17 protein-coding genes and 2 pseudogenes are annotated in these 21,000 nt (G+C 71.6%); 12 read left to right on the forward strand and 7 right to left on the reverse strand.

What is annotated here, in order from left to right; genetic code table 11:
• The first annotated feature begins 94 nt into the window (after positions 1–94).
• Positions 95–595: a DUF456 domain-containing protein gene (locus tag OVA15_RS11855; protein ID WP_024289278.1), complete on the forward strand. Its 501-nt coding sequence runs from the start codon at positions 95–97 to the stop codon at positions 593–595.
• 61 nt (positions 596–656) lie between these two features.
• Here OVA15_RS11855 and OVA15_RS11860 read toward each other — a convergent pair whose 3' ends face one another.
• The 4 genes from OVA15_RS11860 to moaA form a co-directional block, all read right to left on the reverse strand.
• The gene (locus tag OVA15_RS11860; RefSeq protein WP_053446772.1) at positions 657–2,006 is read right to left on the reverse strand and encodes a molybdopterin molybdotransferase MoeA; all 1,350 of its coding nucleotides are present in this window, start codon (positions 2,004–2,006) and stop codon (positions 657–659) included.
• Positions 2,007–2,013: 7 nt separating this feature from the next.
• A complete protein-coding gene (locus tag OVA15_RS11865) occupies positions 2,014–2,835 on the reverse strand; it encodes an NTP transferase domain-containing protein (RefSeq protein WP_268145173.1) in 822 nt (273 codons plus the stop codon).
• Between the two features lies 1 nt (position 2,836).
• Positions 2,837–3,127, reverse strand: coding sequence for a MoaD/ThiS family protein (locus OVA15_RS11870; protein ID WP_029643430.1), 291 nt, complete (start codon positions 3,125–3,127; stop codon positions 2,837–2,839).
• Positions 3,128–3,199: 72 nt separating this feature from the next.
• Positions 3,200–4,321, reverse strand: a complete 1,122-nt coding sequence (moaA, locus tag OVA15_RS11875; protein ID WP_053446774.1) for a GTP 3',8-cyclase MoaA — start codon at positions 4,319–4,321, stop codon at positions 3,200–3,202.
• 247 nt (positions 4,322–4,568) lie between these two features.
• Between moaA and OVA15_RS11880 the strand changes: the two genes are divergently transcribed.
• The gene (locus OVA15_RS11880; RefSeq protein WP_144421588.1) at positions 4,569–5,873 is read left to right on the forward strand and encodes a molybdopterin molybdotransferase MoeA; all 1,305 of its coding nucleotides are present in this window, start codon (positions 4,569–4,571) and stop codon (positions 5,871–5,873) included.
• A gap of 164 nt (positions 5,874–6,037) precedes the next feature.
• Here the strand turns inward: OVA15_RS11880 and OVA15_RS11885 are convergent, their stop codons facing one another.
• The gene (locus OVA15_RS11885) at positions 6,038–6,397 is read right to left on the reverse strand and encodes a universal stress protein (protein ID WP_006213687.1); all 360 of its coding nucleotides are present in this window, start codon (positions 6,395–6,397) and stop codon (positions 6,038–6,040) included.
• A 552-nt stretch (positions 6,398–6,949) separates the two neighbouring features.
• Between OVA15_RS11885 and OVA15_RS13490 the strand changes: the two are divergent.
• Positions 6,950–7,375: pseudogene (locus tag OVA15_RS13490) on the forward strand (lipase family protein); the annotation flags it as partial.
• Positions 7,376–7,446: 71 nt separating this feature from the next.
• On the opposite strand, the gene OVA15_RS11890 reads toward OVA15_RS13490, so the two are convergent.
• Positions 7,447–8,205 carry an HAAS signaling domain-containing protein gene (locus tag OVA15_RS11890; RefSeq protein WP_268145177.1) on the reverse strand — a complete coding sequence of 253 codons (759 nt, stop codon included), beginning with the start codon at positions 8,203–8,205 and terminating at the stop codon, positions 7,447–7,449.
• Positions 8,206–8,231: 26 nt separating this feature from the next.
• A complete protein-coding gene (locus OVA15_RS11895) occupies positions 8,232–8,597 on the reverse strand; it encodes a PadR family transcriptional regulator (protein ID WP_024289269.1) in 366 nt (121 codons plus the stop codon).
• A 129-nt stretch (positions 8,598–8,726) separates the two neighbouring features.
• Here OVA15_RS11895 and OVA15_RS11900 point away from each other — a divergent pair, with 129 nt between their 5' ends.
• From OVA15_RS11900 to OVA15_RS11940, 9 genes and pseudogenes are all read left to right on the forward strand, one after another.
• Positions 8,727–9,158 (forward strand): hypothetical protein, encoded by a 432-nt coding sequence (locus tag OVA15_RS11900; RefSeq protein WP_268145181.1) that lies wholly within the window; start codon positions 8,727–8,729, stop codon positions 9,156–9,158.
• A gap of 294 nt (positions 9,159–9,452) precedes the next feature.
• Complete coding sequence (locus tag OVA15_RS11905) at positions 9,453–13,190, forward strand: nitrate reductase subunit alpha (protein WP_268145182.1); 3,738 nt, start codon at positions 9,453–9,455, stop codon at positions 13,188–13,190.
• The gene (gene narH, locus OVA15_RS11910) at positions 13,190–14,872 is read left to right on the forward strand and encodes a nitrate reductase subunit beta (RefSeq protein WP_268145184.1); all 1,683 of its coding nucleotides are present in this window, start codon (positions 13,190–13,192) and stop codon (positions 14,870–14,872) included. The genes OVA15_RS11905 and narH overlap by 1 nt, the downstream gene beginning before the upstream one ends.
• The gene (gene narJ, locus OVA15_RS11915) at positions 14,869–15,696 is read left to right on the forward strand and encodes a nitrate reductase molybdenum cofactor assembly chaperone (protein WP_326493293.1); all 828 of its coding nucleotides are present in this window, start codon (positions 14,869–14,871) and stop codon (positions 15,694–15,696) included. Before narH ends, narJ begins: the two co-directional genes overlap by 4 nt.
• 6 nt (positions 15,697–15,702) lie before the next feature.
• Positions 15,703–16,503 (forward strand): respiratory nitrate reductase subunit gamma, encoded by an 801-nt coding sequence (narI, locus tag OVA15_RS11920; RefSeq protein WP_006213677.1) that lies wholly within the window; start codon positions 15,703–15,705, stop codon positions 16,501–16,503.
• A 74-nt stretch (positions 16,504–16,577) separates the two neighbouring features.
• Positions 16,578–17,813, forward strand: a complete 1,236-nt coding sequence (locus tag OVA15_RS11925; RefSeq protein ID WP_053446781.1) for an MFS transporter — start codon at positions 16,578–16,580, stop codon at positions 17,811–17,813.
• Between the two features lie 187 nt (positions 17,814–18,000).
• On the forward strand, positions 18,001–18,498 hold the full coding sequence (gene moaC, locus OVA15_RS11930) for a cyclic pyranopterin monophosphate synthase MoaC (RefSeq protein WP_006213675.1): 498 nt from the start codon (positions 18,001–18,003) through the stop codon (positions 18,496–18,498).
• Positions 18,495–19,679, forward strand: a complete 1,185-nt coding sequence (locus tag OVA15_RS11935) for a molybdenum cofactor biosynthesis protein MoaE (RefSeq protein WP_259870879.1) — start codon at positions 18,495–18,497, stop codon at positions 19,677–19,679. Before moaC ends, OVA15_RS11935 begins: the two co-directional genes overlap by 4 nt.
• A pseudogene (locus OVA15_RS11940) lies at positions 19,664–20,999 on the forward strand (ThiF family adenylyltransferase). The gene OVA15_RS11935 and the pseudogene OVA15_RS11940 overlap by 16 nt, the downstream one beginning before the upstream one ends.
• The last annotated feature ends 1 nt before the right edge of the window (position 21,000 follow it).

The following is a 21,000-nucleotide window of genomic DNA, read 5'->3' on the forward strand; positions in this document are numbered from 1 at the left end:
GGAATCCGCCAGTGCTCTTGCATGCTAGCAAGGGTGCATCTTCCGGCTTGTGGAGCGGAGGCCGACGGGCATTCGGGCAGGCACAATGGGCCTCATGCTCCCCGAGATCATCGCGACCGTCGTCGCCGTCCTCCTGCTGGCTATCGGCTGCATCGGCATCGTGGTGCCGGTCCTGCCCGGATCGATCACGGTCGTGATCGGCCTGGTGATCTGGGCTGTCGTCGTGCGCTCGCCGGAGGGATGGGTGGCCCTGGCCCTGGGCGTCCCGCTGGCGATCGCGGGGATGTCGGCCTCCCTGGCGCTGACCGGCGCTCGGCTCAAGAAGCGGCAGATCCCCAACAGCTCGGTGCTCTACGGGGTGATCGGTGCGGTCATCGGCCTGTTCGTGATCCCCGTGGTGGGACTGTTCATCGGCTTCGCGGTGGGCCTGCTGCTCTCGGAGACCTACCGGCAGCGGGACCTGAACGCCGCGCTGGAGTCCAGCTGGGTCGCGCTCAAGGCCATGGGCCTCGGCATCGTGATCGAGCTGGGGTGCGCGCTGGCGGCCTCTGCGGTCTTCGTGATCTGCGCGATCACGTACTTCGTCACGGCCTGACGGACCAGCCTGCTCGGTCGGCCGACGGGACCCTTACGGTCCGACCGATGCTCCCGCCGCCTCAGAGCCAGGGAAGCGGCAGCGCCTGGACGGGCTCGCCCGGCCGCACGCCGTCGGCGGGGATCAGCAGCAGCACGTTGGCCTGCGAGAAGCCGCGCAGCTGGTCGGAGCCCGCGCGTGACAGCGCCACCGCGCTGGGCAGCTCGGTGCCCTGGGCGTCAGCGTCTTCGCTCAGGTCGGTGATCGTGGTCCCGGAGACGGCGGCGCCGGCCACGAAGGCCAGTCCCGGTGCCAGTCGATCCGTCTTGGAGGCCGGCAGTTCGCGGGTCAGGCGCACCGTGGTCAGCGGCGGGATGACGTTGCCGCCGAGCCCGGCCAGCAGCGGCGCCCCCAGCAGCATCAGGGTGGTCATGGCCGCCAGCGGGTTGCCGGGAAGGCCCAGGACGAACGGGCCGTCCTCCGGCATGCGGGCAAGCAGCGCTGGGTGGCCCGGGCGCAGGCCCAGCTCGTCGATGAGCAGATGCGCGCCGCTGTCCTCCAGCGACGGGCGCAGATGATCCGCGGTCGAGCGGCCCGTGCCGCCCGTGGTGATGATCAGCTGCGCGCGGGAGTCCAGCACGGACTCCGCGCCCACCGCGGAGCCGGTGAGCCGCTCGAGCATCTGCTCGCGGTCATCGCCCACGCGGTGCACGGCATCCACCTGACCGCCCAGGAGGTGGACGAACTGCGGCAGCTGCGGGCCGAAGGCGTCCCGGACCCGTCCCGGCTCCGGGACGCCGTCCTCGTCGACTTCGTCGCCGGTCAGCAGCAGCGTCACGCGCGGGCGCCGCAGCAGCGGGAGCATGTCCAGGCCCGTGGTGGCCGCGAAGGCCACGTGCCCCGGGGTCAGCCGCGTCCCGGCGCGGATCAGCAGCTCTCCGGTCTCGGCTTCGCGGCCTGCCCGGCGCAGGTTCTGTCCCTCCTCGGGGGCGCCCTCCGGTGCCTCGGGGCTCAGGCGCAGCGAGTCGCCGTCCTCGAGGCCCCATTCCGAGCGCAGCACCGCGCTCGTGCTGAACGGGACCAGTCCGCCCGTGACGATCGGTGCGGCCTCGCCGACGGCCAGCGATCGCGGAGGCTTGAGCTGCGGCTCCTCGGTGCGGGCCCAGGCCACGCGCTGGTCGATCTGCTCGTACTCGCCGCGGTTGATCCGCCAGGGGCCCGGTCCGTTCACTGCCCAGCCGTCCATGGCCGAGGAGGTGTAGTGGGGCACCGGACGCTCGGCGCGCAGGTCCTCGGCCAGGGTCTCGCCCACCGTCTCCCCGAGAGGGAGCCAGTGCGGCGGCAGCGCCGCAGCGGCGTCGAAGGCCGCCTGGCGGGCCTGCGCCCAGTCGGGGCTGCGAAGGGTGCGGGGGGTCTGCGGCTGATCGCTCATGGTCTCCTCAGTCCTGAACGGGCACGAGCCCGAATCTCTTCACATCGTCCCATGTGTCGACGTCATCGGTCAGTCCTCTGACGGCTGTTTGCCGGTCCCACAGCGGCCCGAGGACTCGACGCACCGAGCGATCGACGACGGGCTGGTCGACCAGCTGCCGACCCAGCACCGCGCTGCGGTAGACGGCGGCCAGCGGCTGGAGGATGCCGCGATCGCTCAGCACGATCCCGCGCGGGGCCTCGAGGGGCGCTGTGCCGGTGCGGCCCGAGTCGGTGGCCTCCGAGGCGGGGAGGGCGCTCGGCTCGTGCCCCGTGCCTCGATCGCGGCGATCAGGGCCCGAGCGGCGTCGGCGACCAGGGGCATGTCGCAGGCCAGGGTGAGGGTCCACTGCTCGTCGGGGTCGACGGCGCGGTCCGCAGTGCCGGACGCGGCGGGATCGTCGCCCCTTCAGGTTCGGAGGGCTCGGCGGAGGCGCAGGCCCCGGAGGCTCGGCCGGCCCCAGGGCGAGTGCGCCAGCGGCCAGGGCGGCCGCCGGACCGGAGAACGGCGGGTCCTCTCGGGTGCGCAGCACGCCGTCCGGCAGGGGAAGGCCCTCCGGGCCCACGACGGCGATCCGATGCGCCGGAAGGCCGAGTCCGATCAGGGCGTCGACGGCGCCGCGCACGAGGGCAGGGGCGCCGTCGCGATCCGGGCGCATCAGCGCCTTGGGCGATCCGCCCAGGCGAGAGGACCGGCCACCGGCGACCACGATCGCGCTCAGCGCCGCGCGGGAGCTGCGGGTGGGCGTCGGCGCGGGCACCGGGACCGGCAGCTTCGGCAGCAGGGTCACCTCAGCCCCCGGCGAAGGGCGGCAGGACGTCCAGGGCGGAGCCGTCGGAGATCTCGGTCTCGGGCTCAGGGCAGGCCTGGCCGTCGAGCAGGAACGAGCAGCGCTCGAGCACCTCGGCCAGGGGCTGCTCGCCGGCAGGGGCCGTGGGATGGGCCGCGATCAGCGCGTTCTCCACTGCACCCCGGGTGACTCGGCCGTCGCTGTCTCGGGGCAGGGCCTCGAAGTCCAGCTCCTGCGAGTCCTGGCCCACCGAGGCCTTCGCCGCGGCGTAGTAGTTGATCGTCAGCGACATGTCGCACCTTCCTCGCGATCTCCGGCATCACGGTACGCGGCCCGCGCACACGCGGGCGTCACGACCAGGATCTCATCCGCCGATCGCGGACATGGAGCGGACGGGCTGCACGAAGCCGTCGTCGCCCAACCCGGTGCGATCCATGCCGTGCGCCGCGGGCTTGATCCACATGGCTGCCCGCCAGCGCTCGGCGATCAGCTCGTCCGCCCGCTCCTGCGGCAGCGCGCCCTGCTCGGTCTGACCGCGCAGCAGGTCGCGCAGGCCGAACTCCTCGTGGGAGAACAGGCACGAGCGGATCTCGCCCTCGGCCGTCAGGCGGGTGCGCCGGCAGTCGCCGCAGAAGGGCTCGGTCACGGAGGCGATGATCCCCACGGTGCCCAGCGGCTCGTCCGCCAGCTCGGCATCCAGCGCGCGGACGTCCCACAGCTCTGCCGGGGCGCCGGCGCGAGGGACGGGGCGCGGATCCAAGCGGAAGCGCCGGCTCAGCAGCTGCCGGATCTCCGCGGCCGTCACCATGCCGCGGCGCGTCCAGGTGCGGTCCTCGTCCAGGGGCATCTGCTCGATGAAGCGCAGCTGCAGCCCCTGCTCGAGGGTCCAGGCCAGCAGGTCGGCGGCGCCGTCGTCGTTGATCCCGCGCAGCAGCACGGAGTTGATCTTCACGGGCTCCAGCCCGGCCTCCTGAGCGGCCCGGATGCCGGCCAGCACCTGCGGGAGCCGGTCGCGGCGGGCCAGACGGGCGAAGGTCGCCCGGTCCAGGGTGTCCAGCGAGACGTTCAGCCGCGTGAGCCCGGCTGCCCGGAGCCCGGCGGCGCGGCGGTCCAGCCCGATCGCGTTCGTGGTCAGGGAGATCGGCAGCTCGGGGTGCTCGCGGCGCACTCCTGCGATGATCTCCTCGAGATCCGGGCGGATCAGGGGCTCGCCCCCGGTCAGCCGCAGCTCCACGATCCCCAGGCGCTGCACGCCGATGCGCACCAGGCGCTGGATCTCGGCGGCGGTGAGCAGCTCGGACGACGGACGCCAGTCCATCCCCTCGGCGGGCATGCAGTAGGTGCAGCGCAGGTTGCACTTGTCGGTCAGGGAGATGCGCAGATCGGCGGCCCGGCGCCCGAAGGAGTCCACGAGCCCCAGTGCCGGATCCGCAGGCGACGGCGCCAGCCGCGTGCGCAGACCCGGCATCCCGAGAGCGGTGGTCATGGGGGTCACCTCGTTCCCTTTCCGGCTGTGCTCCAGCCGGTGATGGTCGTCCGTCTCAGGCTATCGGCGCGGGTGCGGCGCCGGGCAGCGGTGGCACGGACTTGCTTTATGCGGCATCACACACCTGCCTGCTCGGGCGCCTTCCGCGGTGCAGCGGTCCCGCCCGCAGGCAGGATCAGCCACGATAGACAGCACACGATCCAGAAGCCTTGACACGGCTCAAGCCGACTCGGGAGGGGTGGCCGACATGGCAAGGCACGGCGGCAGGCACGGGCACGGGCACCGATCGCGCGGCGTGGACGAGCACATCGCCGCGATCCAGGGCGTCATCGAGCGCAGCCGGTGGTCAGACCGGGCGACGGAGGGGGTCGCGCTGGAGGATGCCGCCGGTCGGGTGCTGGCCGAGGAGCTGACGGCCCCGATCCCGCTGCCGAGATTCGACGACTCCCAGATGGACGGCTACGCCGTGCGCGCAGCGGACACGCACAGCGACGGCGGCCAAGACGACAGCGCCCAGAAGGAGAGCGGCCAGCGCGGAGGCGCTGACCCGGGGCTCGTCGAGCTGCTCGTGGCCGCCACCGGAGCCGCCGGGCACGAGCCTGCGCCGCTGGCTCCCGGCACGGCCGCCCCCGTCATGACCGGAGCGCCGATCCCGTCCGGTGCGGATGCCGTCGTGCCGGTCGAGGAGGCGGCACCGTCGCAGTTCCTGGCCGAGGGCGCGACGGTGCGGGTGCCGTCCGGGCAGCCGAGCGGGCGCTTCGTGCGCCCCGCAGGCTCGGACGTCGCCCGGGGCGGATCCGTGCTGCCTCCCGGGATGATCCTGAGCCCCGTGGCCATCGGCGCGATCGCGGCCCTGGGGCTGCAGCGGGTGCGCGTGCGGCCCAGGCTCCGCGTCGGGATCCTGACCACCGGCGACGAGGTCGTCGAGCCGGGGCAGCAGCCCTCGGCAGCCCAGGTGCACAACGCCAATGCCGCCCTGCTGTGCGCTCAGCTGGTGCGGCTGGGGTGCCGGGTCACGGCCGTGCGGCACGTGATCGACGACGACGAGCAGCTGCGCACCCTGCTGAGCTCCTCGGACTTCGAGGCCCCCGACGTCTGGGTGAGCTCCGGCGGGATCTCCGAGGGCGCCTTCGAGGTCGTGCGCCGGGTGCTCAGCGCCGAGTCCGACAGCGAGTTCCTGCACGTGGCCATGCAGCCCGGCGGGCCGCAGGGCCTGGCCATGATCGAGGGCACCGCGGTCGTGTGCCTGCCCGGCAACCCGGTGTCCACCTGGGTGTCTGCGGAGGCGCTGCTGCGCCCAGCGCTCGCGGCGGCCGGGGCCGGACCCGAAGCTCCGCGCGCGATCACCGCCGAGTGCGCCGAGGACCTCGAGCGGCTGCCCGGGCGGACGAGGATCATCCGCGCCCGGTGGGACGGGCACAGGGCGCACCGGCTGGGCGGATACAGCTCGCACCTGCTGGCTTCAGCGGCCGCTGCGGACGCGCTGATCGTCCTGGAGCCCGGCGAGGGGTCGGTGCCCGCCGGTGAGCCCGTGGAGGTCCGTCTGCTCTGAAAGCCCTCGGACGCGGCCGCTCGCAGCCGTGCGGAGTCTGCTGTGCAGGCCTTCCTGCGGTGAAGGGCGGCAGAGCGGGCCCCTCACGGGGCCGGCAGCCCCGTGACGCGGAAGAGCCCGGCGACTCGCGGTGGGCGAGGTGCCGGGCTCTGGAGCGGAAGGCCTCAGCGGCGTTCGGGCTTGACGGCGAGCACCGGGCAGGCGGCCTCGAGCAGGATCTGCTGCGCGGCGCTGCCCAGCAGCAGCTTGCCCATGGGGCTGCGGTGGCGGATGCCCACGACGATCAGGGAGGCGTCTGCCGCCTCGGCGGCATCGAGGAGGTCGCCCACGGCGTCGCGGCCGCGGGCCTCCGGGTGCTGATGGGTGACCTTGACGCCTTGCAGCTGCTGGGCCTCGGTGTCGGAGTCGTCCCCACCGAGGTGGAAGATCACGGCGTCCTCCGAGCGACGGGCGGCCTCGGCCAGCCCGGAGTCCAGGGCGGCCTGGCCCTCGGCGGTGCCGGCGCGGGCGATCACGATGGTCATGGGTCCTCCTGGGGCGGGGTCTGGGGGCGCGCTGTGGCAGCGCAGAGCCTATGGTACATATCACATCCGACGCGCCGCGCCGAGGTGGCGGCACCATGGATGCACTTCTGTCTCGAACGTGACGGGCTGATCATCGTCGCACGTCGCGGGCGGTATGGGTGCGGGATGCGCTCCGGCCACCAGCTGCATCCGCACCAGCATCGAGGTCCCCATGAAGCTCCGCGCGTCCCTGCTCAGCGTCACCGCGGCCCTGGCCGCCCTCTCCCTGGGCCTCGGCGGCCTGGCCCCCGCGGCGGCGGCGCCCGGGTCGTCGTCGAGCGCCTCCGATTCCGCTGCTGAGGCCGTCCCGGAGACCGCGCCCCGGCCCCGGCTGCAGCCCGGGCGGTGCGGCTGGGTGAGGCGCAGTCCCGGATCATGTACACCACGACCGACTCGGACGGCGCGATCGTCCCGGTGACCGGCTCCTTCCTGGAGTCGGGCTCGCCGTGGCGGGGCCCAGGGGATCGTCCGTTGATCACCTATGCGGTGGGCACGCAGGGCCCGCACACGTACATGGACCGCCTGGACCAGGGCCACGCCGTGCTCGATGCCGCCCGCGCCGTGCGCGATGCCGGCCTTGGCGGGACCAGTGCGCAGACTCCGGTGGGGATCGTGGGCTACTCCCAGGGCGGCGGGGCCGCAGCCTCAGCCGGCGAGCTGGCTGCCTCCTATGCGCCCGATCTCCGGGTGCTGGCCGTCGCGGCCGGCGCCCCGCCCGCCGATCTGAGCCAGGTCGCGGCGAAGATCGACAACGGGCTCTACAGCGGCTTCCTCATGTACACGCTCAGCGGGCTGGTCGCGTCCGAGGGCATCTCGCCGGCGTCGTTCCTGAACCCCCGCGGTGTCCAGCTCTACACCGAGACGATCGGCGAGTGCACGACCTCGGCGATCGCGCCGACGGCCCTGGTCCGGACGAACAGTCTGACGGCCAGCGGGCGCTCCGTGACCGAGCTGAGCCGCACGGAGCCGTTCCTGTCGATCCTCGAGCGGCAGCGCCTCGGAGCCGCCGCTCAGGCGACGATCCAGGCCAGTGCCCCCAGCGCGACTAAGGCGATCGGGAAGATCCAGGCGATCAGCACCACGCCTCGACGAGCCGGCGGTCGCGCGCCGTCCGGAGCGCGCAGGGGAGAGGTGACACGGTCGTCGTCGCCGGAGAGCTCGCGCATCTCCAGGGCCGAGAGCACGCACAGGACGAGGAGGGCACCCACGGAGACGGGGGCTGCCGGGATGCCATCGACCACGGGCTCCAGCGGCAGGAGTCCGGCCAGGGCGCGCAGCGCGCCCAGCAGGAAGAGCCCGGCGAAGAAGGCGAGGCCGAGCCGCGTCCTGCGCAGCAGCGGCCCGCGCAGGACGGGCAGTGCCGCCACTCCGGCGGCGAGCAGTCCCAGGCAGATCAGCTCAGCCACGTTGAAGGACAGCGCCTCGCCGCGGGCCCACCGGTTGGTCGCGTCATTGCCCGTGAGGAAGACGACGAGGGCCGCCAGGGAGATCAGGGTGACGCGCAGGACCCCAGTGTCTCGCGCGGGCTCGTCGGCGTCGCCGACCTCCTGCGCGTACTCCCGGGCGTCGCCGAAGGCCTCCTCCGGGTCGGTGCCCGTCTCGATGCAGTGCGACTCGACCTCGGCCAGGTGGTCGCCGATCCGCGCGCCGGGGACATCGCGAAGGCGCAGCTCGAGGACGAAGTCGTCGCACCAGCGGCGGTGCAGCCGCACGAACGGGCGCTGCCAGACGTCGTGGTCATCGGCCAGGGACTCGGGTGCTGTGCTCATGGTGATCTCCTGAAGAAGGGTGGAGTTCAGGGACGCGACGGAGCGCTGTCGAGCTTCAGGTGGGCGTCGATGGCTGCGGCGAAGTCGCCCCAGGCGCTGCGGGCGTCGACCAGCTCGGCCCGGCCGGTCTCGGTGAGGCGGAAGTACTTGCGACCGGGGCCGCCCTCGCCGGTGCGCCATTCGATCGTCACGAGCTCGCGGGCCTCCAGGCGGGCGAGCAGGGGGTAGAGGGTGCCGCCCTTGATCTCGCCCAGTCCGGCTTCGGCCAGGCGGGCGATGATCGCGTAGCCGTAGGCGGGGCCGTCGGCCAGGCACTGGAGGACGCACGGCTGCAGCACGCCGCGCAGCCATTCGCTGCGCCGTGCCGCTGAGGTGTCTGGTGTCGAGCTCATGGCTAGATAGTCACACAGACTAGTTGGTCTGTCTATCTACTTCGACGAGGAGGGGTGAGTTCAGGTGCCCCGGATGGCCCGCCCCTAGACTGGCCGGGTCCGTCACCGGCCCCCAGGAGATCTCCCAGCATGAAGTCCGCCGTCATCGCCCCCGCCCTGCTCGCGATCGCCGCAGTGATCCAGGCGCTGGGGATGCATCAGTACCACCAGGACGCGATCACGGTCACCGGGCAGCTGTTCTTCACCCTCTTCCTCATGGGCCTGGCCGTCTTCTACGGGCTGCGCGGGCGCGCCGAGCGGTTCTCGACCGTCCGGCTGGGGCTTCTGGTCCTGTCGGTGCTCGCGCTGGTGCTCACGCTCGTGGGCTGGGGGATGGCGCTGTTCTGGTTCTACCCGTCGGTGTGGATGTTCTACGGGACCTTCCTGGCCCTGCTGATCACGGCCGTCGTCGCCGTGGCGTCGAACCCCTCGGCGCGCCAGCGCGAGCGCGAGCTCGAGGAGCAGGAGGAGGCCGAGGCTGATCCGGACGCGTCGGCCGATGCGGAGGCGGGCGCTCGCTGACTCCCCCGCCGACCTCCGGTCGGTTCGTGGCATCTTCCGGAAATCGCTTGCCTTCTCTGGGGGTATTTGAGAAGAACTGACGGAAGCGAATTCAGGAACGCCGCTGTAGTGTAATTCCCATAAGGGTGGCCTTGCTGCCTCGAGGGCTCTGGATCCGCGTGATCACGCCTGTGCCAGATATGGATCCGGATTTCCTTGACGGAGATCAAGCGGTCTTCCGGATCCGTTTCTGCAATTCCGGCAACTGCCGGAAATCATTCCTCAGCGACTCGGCCTCGTCGATAGCCTCGAGCCATGAGCACGAATACGACTTCCGGAGCGCATACTGCCCACGCCGCAGGCGTCGACGGCCCCGCCAGCCAGGCGCTGCTGAAGACCGGCCGCTTCTTCACCCGTCGCGAGCAGACCGCGGACGGCCGCGCCGAGTTCCGGGAGGGCGGCCGCGCGGGCGACTCCTTCTACCGGAACCGCTGGAGCCACGACAAGGTCGTGCGCTCCACCCACGGCGTGAACTGCACGGGGTCGTGCTCGTGGAAGGTCTACGTCAAGGACGGGATCATCACGTGGGAGGCCCAGGAGACGGACTACCCGTCGGTCGGCCCGGACAGCCCCGAGTACGAGCCGCGCGGGTGCCCCCGCGGCGCCGCCTTCTCCTGGTACACCTACTCGCCCACCCGCGTGCGCTACCCCTATGTGCGCGGCGTGCTGCTCGAGATGTACCGCGAGGCCCGTGAGGCCCACGGCGGCGACGCCGTGGCGGCCTGGGCCTCGATCGTGGACGACCCGGCCAAGCGCCGGGAGTTCCAGCAGGCCCGCGGCAAGGGCGGGCTCGTGCGCGCGTCCTGGCAGGAGGCCCTCGAGATGACGGCCGCGGCCCACGTGCACACGATCGGCGCCTACGGCCCGGACCGCTGCGTGGGCTTCTCGCCGATCCCGGCCATGTCCATGGTCTCCCACGCCGCCGGCGCCCGGTTCATCAACCTCATCGGCGGCGTGATGAACAGCTTCTACGACTGGTACGCGGACCTGCCCGTGGCCTCGCCGCAGGTCTTCGGCGACCAGACGGATGTCCCGGAGTCCGGGGACTGGTGGGATGCCACCTACCTCATGATGTGGGGCTCCAACATCCCCGTGACCCGCACCCCGGACGCCCACTGGGTCGCGGAGGTGCGCTACCGCGGCACCAAGGTCGTCTCGGTCTCCCCGGACTACGCGGACAGCACCAAGTTCGCCGACGAGTGGCTGCCCGCCCAGCCCGGCTCGGACGCCGCGCTGGCCATGAGCATGGGCCAGGTCATCCTCACGGAGCACTTCGCGCACAAGCGGACCCCGTTCTTCGAGGACTACGTCAAGCAGTTCACGGACCTCCCGTTCCTGGTCACCCTGGTCACCGACGAGAACGGGCAGACCGTCCCGGGCAAGTTCGTCACCGCCGAGGACGTCGGCTCGGATCAGGCGGATCCCGCGTTCAAGACCGTGATGCTCGAGCGCGCCACGGGCGAGGCCTTCATCCCCAAGGGCTCCATGGGCTTCCGCTACAACGCCCAGGATGAGGGCGACTGGAACCTGGACCTCGAGGGCCACGACCCGGCGCTGTCGATCATGGACCTGGGCGACTGGGACGGGGCGGCCGCGGAGATCGCGCTGCCGGCCTTCGTCGACGACACCGGCGAGGGCTCCGTGGTCCGCCGCGGCGTGCCCGTCCGCACGGTGGCGGGCCGGACGGTCACCACGGTCTTCGACCTGATGCTCGCCCAGTACGCGGTCGGGCGCGACGGCCTGCCGGGCCAGTGGTCCGCCGGCTACGACGACGCCGAGACCGCCTACACCCCGGCATGGCAGGAGGCCATCTCCTCCGTCCCGGCCGAGGCCGCGATCCGCGTGGCCCGCGAGTTCGCCGCCAACGCCGAGCGCTCCGGCGGGCGGTCCATGATCATCCTGGGCGGCGGGCTGTGCCAGTGGTACCACGGCGATGTCACCTACCGCGCGATCCTGGCCGTGCTCATGCTGTGCGGCTGCCAGGGCCGCAACGGCGGCGGCTGGGCGCACTACGTCGGGCAGGAGAAGGCCCGTCCCATCACCGGGTGGGCCACCATGGCCTCCGCCAGCGACTGGTCGCGCCCGCCGCGGTTCATGATCGGCACCGCGTTCTGGTACATGCACACCGACCAGTTCCGCCAGGACGGCCACTCCTCGGCGCACCTGCAGTCCCCGCTGGCCAAGGGCCACCTCGACGGCATGCACACCGCGGACGTCGTGGCCCAGTCCACGCGCCTGGGCTGGATGCCGTTCTACCCGCAGTTCACGCAGAACCCGCTCGACGTCGCCGACGCCGCAGCGGCTGCCGTCGAACGCGGGGAGGCCGAATCGGAGGGCCAGTGGGTCGCCGATCAGGCCAAGGCAGGCAAGCTGCAGTTCGCGGTCGAGGACCCGGACGCGGAGGCGAACTGGGCGCGCACGCTCGTGCTGTGGCGCTCGAACCTGCTGGGCTCCTCCGCCAAGGGCGAGGAGTACTTCCTCAAGCACCTGCTGGGCACACAGAACAACGTGCTGGGCCAGGACCACGTGGACCACAAGCCCCGCGACGTCGCCTGGCACGAGAAGGCGCCGGAGGGCAAGCTCGACCTGCTGGTCTCGGCGGACTTCCGCATGACGTCGTCCACGCTGCTCTCGGACGTCGTCTTCCCTGCCGCCACCTGGTACGAGAAGTTCGACCTCTCCTCCACGGACATGCACCCGTACGTCCACGCCTTCAACCCGGCGATCACCCCGCCGTGGGAGGCCAAGACGGATCACGAGCTGTTCCGGCTGCTCTCGGACGAGGTCGCGCGCCTGTCCCAGGGCCGTCTGGACACCCGGCACGACCTGGTGGCCACCGCGATCACCCATGACACCCCGGGGCAGATCAACCAGCCCGGCGGGCACGTTCCCGAGTGGCGCGGCACGGACCTTCCGGCGGTGCCGGGGAAGAACTTCCCCAACCTCAAGATCGTGGAGCGCGACTACACCGCGATCGGCGACAAGTTCGTGGCGCTCGGCCCGCTGGCGGACAAGCTCGGGCTGACCACCAAGAACATCACCTTCGACGTCAACCACGAGGTCGAGGCGCTGGGGCGCAAGCACGGCGTCTTCGACTCCGGTGCGGCTGAGGGCCGACCCGCGATCGAGACCGACGCCCGCATGGCCGAGGCCATCCTGGCGCTGTCCGGGACCACCAACGGCGAGCTGGCTGTGCAGGGCTTCAAGACCCTCGAGAAGCGCGTGGGCAAGCAGCTGCACGACCTGGCGCTGGGCTCGGAGGAGAAGAAGATCACCTTCGCGGACACCCAGGCAGCCCCGGTGCCGGTCATCACCTCCCCGGAGTGGTCCGGCTCGGAGACGGGCGGACGGCGCTACGCCCCCTTCACGGTGAACATCGAGCGGCTCAAGCCGTTCCACACCCTCACCGGGCGCATGCACTTCTTCCTGGACCACGACTGGATGTCGGACATGGGCGAGAACCTGCCGACCTACCGGCCGCCGCTGAACAGCGCGGCGCTGTTCGGCGAGCCGCGGCTCGGCGAGCGCGGGGACCTCTCGGTGGCCGTGCGCTACCTGACCCCGCACAACAAGTGGTCCATCCACTCCGAGTACCAGGACAACCTGTTCATGCTCTCGCTCTCGCGAGGCGGCACGTCGGTGTGGATGTCGGACGAGGACGCGGCGCTGATCGAGGTCAGGGACAACGACTGGGTCGAGTGCGTGAACACCAATGGCGTGTTCGTGGGGCGGGCGATCGTCACCAGCCGCATGCGCCCCGGAGCGGTCTTCGTCCACCACGCGCAGGAGCGCACGATCGACGTCCCCAAGTCCGAGGCCACCGGCCGCCGCGGCGGCATCCACAACTCGGTCACCCGGATCATGCTCAAGCCCACGCACATGGTGGGTGGCTACGCCCAGCAGTCCTGGGCGTTCAACTACCACGGCCCCACCGGCAACAACCGAGATGTCACCTCGGTCGTCCGCAAGCGCTCGCAGGAGGTCCAGTACTGATGCGCATCATGGCTCAGACCGCGATGGTCATGACCCTCGACAAGTGCCTGGGGTGCCACACGTGCTCCGTGACGTGCAAGCAGGCGTGGACCAACCGCGCCGGCACGGAGTACGTCTGGTTCAACAACGTGGAGACCCGCCCCGGGCAGGGCTATCCGCGCCGCTACGAGGACCAGGAGAAGTGGCGCGGCGGATGGACGCTCAACCGCCGCGGCAACCTGCAGCTCAAGTCGGGCAGCCGCCTGCAGAAGCTCTTCGGCATCTTCGCCTCGCCGGTGCAGCCGCATCTGGACGACTACTACGAGCCCTGGACCTACGACTACGAGAACCTCGTCTCGGCTCCGGCCTCGGACGACTTCCCGGTGGCCAAGCCCAAGTCGCTGATCACCGGCAAGGACACCAAGGTCGAGTGGTCGGCGAACTGGGACGACTCCCTGGGCGGCATCGAGGCCACGGAGTCCCAGGACCCGGTGCTGCAGAAGCTGCGCCGGGACTCGGAGGACCGCATCAAGCTGGACTTCGAGAAGACCTTCATGTTCCACCTGCCGCGGATCTGCGAGCACTGCCTGAACCCGTCCTGCATGGCGGCCTGCCCGTCGGGGGCGATCTACAAGCGCGCCGAGGACGGCATCGTGCTGGTCGATCAGGATCAGTGCCGCGGCTGGCGCCAGTGCATCACCGGCTGCCCCTACAAGAAGATCTACTACAACCACAAGACGGGCAAGGCCGAGAAGTGCACGTTCTGCTACCCCCGCGTGGAGGTCGGCATCCCCACGGTCTGCGCCGAGACCTGCGTGGGTCGCATGCGCTACATCGGCATCTTCCTCTACGACGCCGATCGCGTCACCGAGGCCGCCGCGACCCCGGATGAGAAGGACCTCTACGAGGCCCAGCTCGACCTGATGCTCGACCCGAACGACCCCGAGATCCAGCGTCAGGCCCGCGCCGACGGCATCCCCGACGACTGGATGGAGGCCGCGCGCAAGTCGCCCGTCTACAAGCTGGCCAAGGAGCTGCGGGTGGCTCTGCCCCTGCACCCCGAGTACCGCACCATGCCGATGGTCTGGTACGTCCCGCCGCTGTCGCCGATCGTGGACCTTCTGTCCACCCAGGGCCACGACGGCCAGGACCTCGACGTCCTGTTCGGGGCGATCGACTCGCTGCGCATCCCGGTGGAGTACCTGGCCGAGCTGTTCACGGCCGGAGACACCGAGATCATCACGAACGTGCTGCGCAAGCTAGCGGCCATGCGCTCCTACATGCGCGACATCACCCTGGGCGACCAGGCCGATGAGTCGATCGCCCAGGCTGTGGGCATGACAGGCTCGCAGATGTACGAGATGTACCGCCTCATGGCGATCGCCAAGTACTCCGAGCGCTACGTCATCCCCACCGCGCACACCGAGGACGCCCACAACCTCGAGGAGATGGGCTGCTCCCTGGATGGCGACGGCGGCCCGGGCATGGGCCAGATGGGCGGTCTCGGCGAGGCCTCCGGGCGCCCCATGCCGGTGGCGGTCGAGAACTTCGCCACGCTCAAGGCGCGCCAGACCGCTGACTCGCCCGCGGGTACCTCCGAGATGTCGGGCCGGGTGAACCTCCTGAACTGGGACGGCAACGGGACCCCGTACGGGCTGTTCCCGGAGAGCTCGTCCCCCGGGTCGAAGGGGGAGCCGCGATGAGCCTGCTGGCCAGGATCTTCGGGATGGGCGGCAAGGGCACCGTCGAGACGGCGCCGTGGCGCGATGCCGACCCCCAGCGCTCCGCAGTAGTGCGCCAGTCGGCAGCACTTCTGCTCGGCTACCCGGACCGGGAGCTGCTCGGGCGGATCCCGCAGATCCGCGCGGCGCTGCAGGAGGTCGGGGTCGACCCGGCGCCCGTGGACCGCCTCGAGCAGTGGATGCTCTCCAAGCCGCTGGCCGAGATCCAGGGCGACTGGGTCCAGGAGTACGACCTCTCGCGCCGGCACAGCCTCCACCTCACGTACTGGACCGACGGCGACACCCGCCGCCGCGGCGAGTCGCTGCTGTCGTTCAAGGAGCTCTACGCCGAGCACGGGTTCCGCATGGACGACTCGGAGCTGCCCGATCACCTCCCCGTGGTCCTGGAGTTCGCAGCGCTCGTGGCTCCCGACGACGGCGCAGAGCTGCTGCAGCGCTACCGGCCCTCGCTGGAGCTGCTGCGCCTGGCGCTGAAGGACGACGGCCTCCCGCACCTGGGGATCGTCGAGCTCGTGTGCACCACGCTGCCCGGAGCCTCCCCGGAGGACCGCGACGCCGTGATGCGCATGGCCGGCTACGGCCCTCCCACCGAGACCGTGGGCCTGCAGCCGTTCGATCCGCGGCTGCTGCCGCTGTCCGACTCCTCGGCCTCGGGGATGACCGGCGGGGCGGCAGGTGCCGTGCCTGTGGATCCGGCGACCCATCCCTCGGCCGCGCACGCCGCTGCCGGCTGCACCCCCACCCACCGACGCGAGGCCGCCGCCTCCACGAGCTCCAGGGACTGAGACCGCATGAACACCACCGACATCCTGCTGTGGGGTGTGCTGCCCTACGTGGTGCTGCTGATCTTCATCGGCGGCACGATCTGGCGCTACAAGTACGACCAGTTCGGCTGGACCACCCGCTCGTCGTCCCTGTACGAGGGGAAGCTGCTGCGGATCGCCTCGCCGCTGTTCCACTTCGGGATCCTGGCGGTGCTGATCGGGCACATCGTGGGCCTGGTCATCCCCAAGTCCTGGACGGACTTCGCCGGGGTGTCCGAGCACATGTACCACATCATGGCGCTGACGATCGGCATGTTCGCGGGCTTCGGCACGCTGGTGGGCCTGGCCCTGCTGATCTACCGCCGCCGCACCACAGGCCCGGTGTTCATGGCCACCACGAACAACGACAAGATGATGTACGTCCTGCTGGTGCTGGCCCTGCTGGCGGGCATCGCGACCACGCTGATCTCGGTCTTCGACCACACCGTCGTGAACTACCGCGAGACCGTCTCCCCGTGGTTCCGCTCGATATGGATCCTGCAGCCGGACGTGGGCGCCATGGCCGCGTCGTCGCCCTCGTTCAAGGTGCATGTGCTGTTCGCGTTCGCGCTGTTCATCGCTTGGCCGTTCACCCGCCTGATCCACGCGTTCACGGCGCCGGTGCACTACCTCTTCCGGCCGTACATCATCTACCGCTCCCGGGACCGGGGCCGCACCACCGGCCACGCCCCCGTGCGCCGCGGCTGGGACCCGATCGGGACGCAGGACCGCGCGCCGTCGTCGGCCTCCCGGCCCAAGCGCCAGCCGACGTCCTCCGTGCGCCGCTGACGCGCCCCTCCCACGGCCCCACTGCACACCCTCGCGCCGCCTCGAGCGCGGCGCCGACCACCAGGAGATCACCCATGTCCGCTGAGGGCACCCGACCGTCCGTCGACGCCGAGCTGAAGGCCGGCCAGACCCGGAACCTGATCATCGCGACCCTGGCCTCCGTGATGGGCTTCTGGGCCTGGACCATCATCGGCCCGCTGTCCTCGCGCTACTCGCAGGCCATGGACCTCACCGCGGGGCAGACCTCGATCCTCGTGGCCATGCCGATCCTGGTCGGCTCCGTGGCCCGCGTCCCGGTGGGCGCGCTGACCGACCGCTACGGCGGGCGCGTCATGTTCACCGCGATCCTGGGCGTGACCGCTCCGCTCGTGCTGCTCACCGCGATCGTGGGGCAGCTGAACAGCTTCGGGCTGCTCGTCTTCGTCTCGTTCTTCCTGGGCATCGCCGGCACGGTCTTCGCGATCGGCATCCCGTTCTGCTCGGCCTGGTACGAGGCCCACCGCAAGGGCTTCGCGACCGGCGTGTTCGGCGCGGGCATGGTCGGCACCGCGGTCTCCGCCTTCGTCACCCCGCGCATCGTCGCAGGCCTGGGCTACATGGGCGCCCACGTGCTGGTCGCGGTGCTGGTGGCCGCCATGGCCGCGATCAGCTGGATCGCGCTGCGCGAGTCGCCCACGCGACGCGGACTGGAGCCCACGCCCATGATGCCCAAGCTCAAGGCCGCCTTCGCGCTGAAGGAGACCTGGATGCTGTGCTTCATGTACGCGATCGTCTTCGGCGCGTTCGTCGCCTTCTCGAACTACCTGCCGACATATCTGGGCAACGTCTACGACTACGACCCCACGGCCGCGGGCACCCGCACCGCCGGATTCGCCCTGGCCGCGGTGATCGCCCGGCCGATCGGCGGCACCCTGGCCGATCGGATCGGTCCCAAGACCGTGTCGATCACCTCCTACGTCGGCGCGGCCGCGCTCGCCGCGATCGTCGCCTTCCAGCCCTCCCACGAGTTCGTCTACGGCCCGCTGTTCCTGGCCATGGCCGTCTTCCTGGGACTGGGCACCGGCGGCGTGTTCGCCTGGGTGTCGCGGGCCTCGGACTCCCGCACGGTGGGCACCGTCTCCGGCGTGATCGCCGCGGCAGGCGGCCTGGGCGGCTACTTCCCGCCGCTGGTCATGGGAGCCACCTACAACCCGCAGCACAACTCCTACTTCTTCGGGCTGATGCTGCTGGCCGCGTTCTGCATCCTCGGCCTGCTCGTGGCGCTCGTGCTGCGCAACGGCGGCAAGGTGGACCAGCGCCAGACGGCCTGAGCCCGCACAGCGCCTCGCGCTCGGCCCGTCCCTGCCCGCCGCAGGGGCGGGTCGTCCGTCGGGCCCACAGGCTGTCCCGTCGTGCGGTCCCCGTACGGTGGACGGCACGACGACTCCGCCGGGTGCGCCCTGCGTCTCGCGGCGCCCGGCCGGCAGCACCCAGCTCGCAGCACCTCAGGAGGAGCCCATGTCCGAGACCCCGAGCAGCGGTCTGAGCCACGTCCGGGCGGACGGCTCGGCCCACATGGTCGACGTCTCCGCCAAGGCCGAGACCTCCCGGGAGGCCACCGCGGAGGCGGTGCTGAGCACTCGACCGGATGTGATCGAGAGGATCTTCGCGGCCGAGCTGCCCAAGGGCGATGCCCTGCCGACGGCGCGGATCGCCGGGATCATGGCTTCCAAGCGCACCCCGGACCTCATCCCGCTGTGCCACCCGCTGCCGCTCGCCAAGGCCTCGGTGGACTTCGAACGCCGGACGGAGTCCGTGCGCCTGCTGGCCACCGTGCGCACCCGCGGGGCCACCGGCGTCGAGATGGAGGCGCTGACGGCGGTCTCCGTGGCGGCGCTGACGCTCTACGACATGATCAAGGCCGTGGACAAGCACGCCGAGATCGGCGGGATCAGGGTCCTGGCCAAGTCGGGCGGGAAGTCCGGCGACTGGACCAGAGAGGACGCGCAGCCATGAGCACCGAGCCGATGAGCACCGAATCGGAGGGCGCCCGCGCCTGGGGCGAGCGGAATCCGCAGCTGCCCCCGCGGCGCGCTGTGCTGGTCGTGGCCTCGACCCGCGCCGCTGCGGGCACCTACCAGGACACCGCTGGGCCTGCAGGAGTGACGGCGCTGCGACGGGCCGGGATCGAGTGCCCGGAGCCCGTGGTGGTGGCGGACGGCGAGCCTCTGCGCCGGGAGCTGCACCGGCTGCTGCGCGAGCTGCCGCAGGCCGAGCGTCCGGACCTGGTCGTGACCTCCGGCGGCACCGGGATGATGGCCGATGACCGCACGCCGGAGATCACCGCCGAGCTGCTCGACCTGCAGCTTCCCGGGCTCGTCCACGCGCTGTGGGCCGAGGGCCTGCAGCACGTGCGCACCGCCGTGCTCTCGCGCGGACTGGCCGGGATCAGCGGGCGCACGCTCGTGGTCAATCTGCCGGGCTCCCGCGGCGGGGTGAAGGACGGCATGGCCGTGATCATCCCGCTGCTCGAGCACATCCTGCACCAGCTCGAGGGCGACCGGGACGCCGGGCACACGAGCCCCGAGGCCCCCCGCACGGAAGCGGCACCCTCAGCGGCCTCCGCTGACGGCGCGCCTGCCGCACCCGTCGAGGAGGCCGTCGCCCCGGTGCCGCCAGCCGAGCACGGCGCCTCCGCCGCCGACAAGCCCCCGGCTCCGCCCGCCGACGGATACCAGCCCTCCGGCCAGCAGGGCGATCACCCGGCCGACCTGGCCCCGTCCACGGTCGTGGACACCTGGATCACGGATCAGCCGCTGGATCCGGTGGGCCTGCGGGCCATGGCCTCTGCCTCCGCGGCGGGCGCCGTCGTCGGGTTCAGCGGCATCGTGCGCGATCACGACGGCGGCCGCGGCGTCGCCTCCCTGGACTACACCGCGCATCCGCAGGCCGCCGAAGCGCTGCGCGCCGCCTGCCAGGAGATCGCCGACGCCCACCCGGGCCTGCGGATGGCGGCGGCCCACCGGATCGGGCATCTGAGGGTGGGGGACTCGGCCATGGAGGTCGCCGTGGGGGCCTCTCACCGCAAGATCGCCTTCCAGGCCTGCGACGAGCTCGTGGACCGCATCAAGGCCCGCGTGCCCATCTGGAAGGAGCAGCACCTGGACGATGGAGGCAGGCAGTGGGTGAACCTTTGAGCGCCGCCGGCCTGCCGCCGCTGGTCGAGCCCGGCCCTCAGCTGAGTCCGGAGCAGCTGCGCCGCTACGCGCGCAACCTGCGCGTCCCGCAGATCGGCGAGCTCGGCCAGCGCCGCCTGCGCGCGGCCACGGTGCTGTGCGTAGGCGCCGGGGCGCTCGGCTCCCCGGCGCTGCTCTACCTCGCCGCCGCGGGGGTCGGGACCCTGGCGATCGTCGACGACGACGACGTGGAGCTGTCCAACCTCCAGCGCCAGGTCATCCACGGCTCCGAGGCGGTGGGGCGGGCCAAGACGGCATCTGCCGCCGCGCGGATCCGGGAGCTGAATCCGGACGTGCAGGTCGTCGAGCACCGGCGGCGCCTGGACGCCGGAAGCGCCCTGGAGCTCGTGTCCGGGTGCGATCTGGTGCTCGACGGCTCGGACAACTTCGCCACCCGCTACCTCGTCTCCGATGCCTGCGAGATCACCGGGATCCCCCATGTGTGGGCCTCGATCCTGCGGTTCGACGGCCAGGCCTCGGTGTTCTGGGCGCAGCACGGGCCCACCTACCGCGATCTGCACCCCGTGCCGCCGCAGCCCGGCTCGGTGCCCAGCTGCGCGGAGGCCGGAGTGCTCGGAGCGCTGCCGGGGATGCTCGGCTCCACCCCTGGCCATGGAGGCCATGAAGCTGATCATGGGCACGGGCGTCACGCTGCTGGGGAGGCTGTCGATCTGCGACGCCCTCGACGGCAGCTGGACCCAGATCCCCCTGCGGCGAGCCGCCGGAGCCGCGGCCGTCACGCACATGTCGCCCTTCGCGGACCCGGCCCGCGACGGCTATCCGGGGGCCGAGGACGCCGAGCGGCTCCTCACCGGAGCCACCGGGACCAGCGGGGGCGGCGCCAGCTGCGTCGCGAGCGAGCCGGGGCCTCCGTCGTCGGACCCGACGGCCTCGGATCCGTCGCCGGATCCGGAGCTGGTGACCCCCGAGCAGCTGTCCGACCTGCTGGCCGAACGGGCGGCGGGGCGCGCGTCGTTCGAGCTGATCGACGTGCGCGAGCCCTGGGAGCACCGGCTCGAGCGGATCGACGGCGCGCAGCTCATCCCGCTGGGAGAGCTCCTCGGGCAACCCGATGCGCCGGAGATCGCCGACGGTGCGGCTGGCCAGCTGGACGGCCCGGATGACGTCATCCTCCTCTGCCAGGCCGGAGTGCGCTCAGCCCAGGCCCTCAACCGATTGCGCGAGGCGGATATCGTGGCCGGACGGACGCGCCGCGTCCGGCACCTGGCCGGAGGCATGTCGTCATGGAGCGGGGCGGGCCTGCCCACGACAGGAGACTGAG

Source organism: Kocuria sp. SL71 (genome assembly GCF_026672465.1).
GTDB lineage: Bacteria > Actinomycetota > Actinomycetes > Actinomycetales > Micrococcaceae > Kocuria > Kocuria palustris.